We start from the raw sequence: 3632 nt of genomic DNA on the forward strand, positions 1-3632 counted from the left end.
ATCCCCACGATGCCGATGAGCGCGGACCCGCCCAGGGCGATCTGCCGGAAGACCAGGGCCGCGACGTCGGCGTCGGCCGAGCACACGGACAGCACGTCGCCCGAGCTCGCGTCGTCCATGGCCCGGCGCCGGGTGAGCGGCACCCGGGTGGCCTCCACCCGCAGGTCGTGGGCCTCGTCCTGCAGGGCCCGGTTGCTCAGCCGGGCGCCGAAGCGATAGCTCAAGCTCAGCACGGTGAACAACGCGATCAACCCGAGGACCGACCACAGCATTGCCCACCGGTCCAGCGGGATGATCGCGCGGTCGACGATCACGCCGATCGCTATGGGGACCAGCGCCTCGGAGACCTGCCACATCGTCATGAGCACCAGCCCGGGGCCCACGAGGCGCGTGCGACGGCCGATCGCCCGGAGCAGGAGCCCGTTAGCGGTCGACGGGATGCCGGTGTCCTGCCGGCGCGTCGATGTGGGTGCTGACATGCGTGTGGGGCTCCCGCCGATGGTGAAGGGCGTCTGTGGGTCTCGCCGACACAGAAGACTAGTTCCTACGGCGAAACCGGCTACGCCCACTGTCGGAGATACGCGCCAGACTCCATAGCGCGCCGTTATTGAAATCGCCCAGGGAGATTTGAGAACGCACGAGGATCGAAGCTCGCGACTACTCGCTTCTTGTTGGCTCCTCAGAGACCGATGACGAAGTATCGCTACTACTACTTACAGAGTCGCGAAGACATAGAAGGAGGTCTCTCGCCTCTTTGGCGAGTACTAGTTCTTCCTGAGCTCGCACTACCCTAACCTCTGCGCGATGTATTGCCGCCTCCGACGGAGGTCGAGATGGCTCGTCGTCAAAAACTAGGTCTGCCGATATGAGCATCGCAGCGCACATAGCAACCGCGCCGATTGTCGCCACGACGAGCAGGACCCAGGCGACTGCGCGATGGGAACTCTCAGCTAGGAGCATGCCCAGAAAAGCTGACAGGAACCCTACGAATCCGGAGTAAATTAGGACCTTGTGAAACTGAGTCGTCTTGCGATTCTTGGCCGAATCCGCCATGAAGTTTCGCTCTAGCGCGCCGGCGACTGCCAAGACCGGTATGACCGTGAACAAAGCAATGAAGACAGACTGATCAAGCACAAATTCCCCCGGTAGATAGCGGCTTTTGAAGTTCCATATGAGATCTGCGCACTCGGCTCTCTCGATGCTCGGAGTACGCAGCCCCTACGGCGCCGTGGTCCCCACCGAGTACGCCGCCGCCGCGTCGCGCACGTCCATGAGGTACTCCCGCGAGGCGTTGTAGGCCAGCACCGCCCGCTGCCAGTTCTCGGCCTGGGACAGGTCTCCCCCGGTGGTGCAGAGCAGACGGGCGGCGGCCACGGCGGCGTCGTCGATCTGGTTGGGGTCGGCCCGACCGTCACCATCGGCGTCGACGCCGTACTTGCGCCACGACTCGGGGATGAACTGCATGGGCCCCACGGCCCGGTCGAACTCCGGGTCCCCGTCCAGCTCCCCGCCGTCGGTGTCCGGGATCCGCGCGAATCCGGGCGAGCCGTCGAGCTGGATACCGATGATCGGCGGCAGCGCGTAGCCGTCGTCGTTCAGGGTGGCACCCCGGTACCGGCCGTGCCGCGTCTCCACGTGCCCGATCCCGGCCAGCGTGGTCCACGCGAGGTTGCACTCGGGCCGGGTCTGCCGCATGGTCTCGGCGGCGTTGCCGTAGGCGGCCAGCGCCGCGACGGGGATGTTCATCTGCTCGTTGATCCCCTGCGCCCACGGCCGCAGCTGATCGGAGGTCCGGCCGGGGGCGTTGATGTCCACCGCGGGAACGGGCGCCCCGGCGGCGGGCGGGATGCCGGGCGGGATCGGGGGCGGCGCCTCGCGGGTGGGCCCGTAGGAACAGGCCGATGCCACCACGGCCGCGGCGAGGGACAGGGCCACAGCGCAGGCGCGGCGGGGGCGAATAGTCATCGAGTGCCATTCTGCCGAAAACCCGGCACGTCCCGCCTCGGGGGATTCCCTGATCTCAGCCGCGCCTGCCCTGATCTCCACCGCGCTGCCCGTATCCCCCGGCCAGGGCGGTGAACTCGTCGAGCAGTGCCTCCCGGCTGATCCGGGGCTGATCCAGCACCCAGCGCACGGCCACGTTCTCCACGGCCATCACGATCACCCACGCGCGCACGGCGGGGTCGCCGACTGACACCCCCGCGGCCGAGAGGTAGACGGACAGGAGTTCGCGCACCCGGAGCTCGAGGGCGTGCTGCGCGGCCCGGTGCCGCACGGCGGGCAGTTCCTCCCACACGATCCTCAGCAACCCGGCGTCCATCTCCAGGGCGGTCAGCAGGGCGTCGGCGATCGAGCGGACCGTGCCGGGGTCCTGCACGTCGACCGGGCCGGCGCCGGCGAGCGAGGCGGCCACGCGGTCGGAGATCTCCGCCGACCACCGGTCCATGACCTCGGTGACCAGGGCCGATTTGTCCGGGAAGTACTGGTACAGGGAGCCCGGGCTGACGCTGGCCTCGTCGGCGACGCGGTTGGTGGTGAACGACTCGTAGCCGTCGCGCACGAGCACGACGCGAGCCGCCTCGACGATCCGCTCGACCATCGCCCGGGAACGTGCCTGCTGGGGGACCCTTCTCATGAACGCGAATTGTATGCGAGTAAATACTCGCGTCATAGTTGAACCATGACCACAGCGCCAGAGCGAGACGCCGTCACCTCCCCGTACCCCACCCGACACCGCGAGGCCGAGGACCGTTCCCGCCGCATCGGCCGCGCCCTCAAGCACATCGCCCGCGTGGACCAGATCGACGAGCAGCTCATGGACCGCCTGGGCCGCGGGTACCTGGAGAAGGACGAACCCGGCGCCCGACTGGCCCGCGCCATGCGGCTGCGGTCCGGCGAGCCCGGGGCCGTGAGCCGGCGGCAGCTCGACCAGGCGCTGACCAGCGGGTCGGCCGGCCTGCCCGACGACGCCCCCGAGGCCCTCCGCGAGTACATCGCCCTCCTCGAGGACACCCCGGACTGGGTCGACTGGGACCAGATCGCCCGTGGCCAGAAGGTGTACCTGCGCCTGGGCCAGAACGCCGCCGACATCCTGCTGCAGCTCTCGCTGATCGGCGGCTACCGCTTCGGCGGACCCACCGACCTCCTGGTGGCCACCGGTGGCCTGACCGGCAACACCACACTGCGCCGCCTGGCCGAGACCAGCCACTGGACCATGTCCCTGTCGATCCCCGACGGGCTGCGGCCGGGCGGCGAGTCGTGGCGCCTGACCGGACACGTGCGGGCCATGCACGCCGTGGTCAACGAGGCCATGGAGCCGCGCTGGGACACCGGGCGGTGGGGGCTGCCCATCAGCCAGAGCGACCTGGCCGCCACCCTCGGCCTCTTCGACGCCGTGGTCCTGCTGGGCGTGCGCACCCTGGGCGTGCCGCTGTCCCGCCGGGACTCCGACGCGGTGATGCACGTGTGGCGCTACGTGGGATGGCTGATGGGGGTCGACGACGACTTCCTGGTCAGCCACGAGAGGGACCGGCACCGGATCAACTATCACATCCTGCTGGCGCAGGCCGGGCTCAGTGAGGCCGGACCGCAGCTGACCCAGGCCCTGGTCGCGGCCCAGCGTCAGCGCGCGC

3 protein-coding genes and 1 pseudogene are annotated in these 3632 nt (G+C 68.9%); 1 reads left to right on the forward strand and 3 read right to left on the reverse strand.

The window, feature by feature from the left end; translation table 11 throughout:
• The 3 genes and pseudogenes from G6031_RS17725 to G6031_RS17735 all read right to left on the reverse strand — a co-directional run.
• Positions 1–479, reverse strand: a pseudogene (locus tag G6031_RS17725) (ABC transporter ATP-binding protein); the annotation flags it as partial.
• Between the two features lie 739 nt (positions 480–1218).
• Entirely contained in the window at positions 1219–1965 is a 747-nt protein-coding gene (locus G6031_RS17730) for a lytic murein transglycosylase (RefSeq protein WP_182653979.1), read from the reverse strand.
• A gap of 55 nt (positions 1966–2020) precedes the next feature.
• Entirely contained in the window at positions 2021–2635 is a 615-nt protein-coding gene (locus tag G6031_RS17735) for a TetR/AcrR family transcriptional regulator (protein WP_241737407.1), read from the reverse strand.
• Between the two features lie 45 nt (positions 2636–2680).
• On the opposite strand from G6031_RS17735, the gene G6031_RS17740 reads away from it, so the two are divergent.
• On the forward strand, positions 2681–3632 hold a 952-nt coding region (locus G6031_RS17740), incomplete at its 3' end, for an oxygenase MpaB family protein (protein ID WP_182653980.1).

The organism is Dietzia sp. CQ4 (assembly GCF_014145125.1).
Lineage (GTDB): Bacteria > Actinomycetota > Actinomycetes > Mycobacteriales > Mycobacteriaceae > Dietzia > Dietzia natronolimnaea.